Genomic DNA, 1,643 nt, shown 5'->3' with positions numbered 1-1,643 from the left:
CTAGTGCAGTCGTTCTTCCGTCACCCGGCCTGCCGATACACAATCGAACCTGACATTACTTTCTAAAAGATTAGTAACCCATTTTGTCTAACCGACTAAAAACCTGTGCCGTCGGTGCCTGTCGGCGGTTTTCTTATTGGGTATATTGTATACCTTTAATGATGTACCATTGCACACCTTTAGCGGACCGTCTAGACGCGGGCGAACCTTTTCTCACTAAGGTGGATATGATGATGGCGTTGGCGCTATGATTTGATCTGGTTCGGATCCAATTTCCGGTGTGAAAAAACGTCCGAATCGGTTTTTCTTGTCGGGAAGTCTCGCGAATAGATCCATTTCTTGCATGCGGCCCCCATGCAACGTCTCGCAGCGAAATGTATCAATCACCTCAACGCTGCGGGCACGCGTTTAGCGAAGAGCGCGGCCGTGAGTCTGGACGGCTCATGCCGGTGTTCCTGAACCTCGGGAACGATGGGCAGAGCTGGTGCGAGAACCGGGTACCGCTCGAAACGGTGTGCAGCGTCAACGCCGCCATAGGCAACGCATGCCCCGACGTGTGGGCGTATGCGAAAGCGCTGCTTGCTCGGTAAGCCGAGACGAGCGTCTTCGAGCCCGCGAAACAGTAGGCTCGAGGGTGACGAGAAGCTCAGTACGCCTCGTGTCGTTGCGGGCATGTGCCGCGCTGCGACAGACACACGCGCGCGAGCACAGCCGATATTCCGCACAGAATGGCCGCGCTCATGGGCAGCGCAGCGAATCCAAGCGTCTCGTACAGAAACCCGAACGAGATGCCGGCGACCATCATGCCCCCATACGAGACCGCGCTGAACAGGCCCATGAGCCGAACCCGGCCCTCCTCGTCGAGCTGAGAGAGAACCGACACGAGGCTGTTGAGACCGAGGTGGTTTACCGAGCCCCATAGAAAGCACGTCGGCACGATGGTGGCGAAGGAGGCAGTGCTAACCGCCGACAGGAGCAGGTAGACACAGGAGATGGCCATCAGGATGTACCTGGCGGCGATTCGTGCGCTGACGCGGTCGATGAGGGTGCCGGCGAGGCTTCCCGCCCCGAATCCGCAGCCGTAGGCCAACACCGCCATGCCGGCTAATGAGGCCGATCCACCGGGACGCGATTCCACGAAGGCGCCGAGGAACGTGTACACCCCGTAGAACGAGACCATGTAGAGGAAGCACACGCCCAGCGTGAGTGATGCATCCTGGATCGCTAGCGCCCCGCGCAGGGAGCCCCCCGGCCTGCCGGATCGGGGCTTGAGCTCCGGCAACCGGCGAAAGCCCAACAGGGCGCAACCGCCGAGACCGGCGACGATGAAGAAGGCGGTTCTCCAGCCCCAGCGGTCGGCGACGAAGGCGGACGCTGGCACGGCCGCTACCATGGCGAGCGACCATCCGGTAATGACCCGTCCGAGCACGGCGGACTCGCGACCGGTCGGGGCGATGAACGCGGCCAGCGAGTAAATGGCCGGCAGCATCAGGCCGGCACCGAGACCCGCAATGACCTGGGCCAGGGCGAGCGTGACCCAGTGTCCAGCGAGGCCTGTCGATGCAATTGTCAATCCCGGTTGAGGCTGTCCGGTTTTCCCCGGGCTAAAATGTCCGCTGCTCGGTGATGGTGTGTCTGGGGTG

General features: G+C 61.0%; 1 protein-coding gene. It reads right to left on the bottom strand.

Features of this window, described 5'->3' with window-relative positions; genetic code table 11:
• Positions 1-646: 646 nt before the first annotated feature.
• Positions 647-1,573 carry an MFS transporter gene (locus ACPEES_RS23300; RefSeq protein ID WP_435106884.1) on the bottom strand — a complete coding sequence of 309 codons (927 nt, stop codon included), beginning with the start codon at positions 1,571-1,573 and terminating at the stop codon, positions 647-649.
• Positions 1,574-1,643: the final 70 nt, after the last annotated feature.

The organism is Arhodomonas sp. AD133, assembly GCF_051195215.1.
Lineage (GTDB): Bacteria > Pseudomonadota > Gammaproteobacteria > Nitrococcales > Nitrococcaceae > Arhodomonas.
Note: the sequence above shows the minus strand (reverse complement) of the source record. Positions and strands in the feature narration are given on the sequence as shown.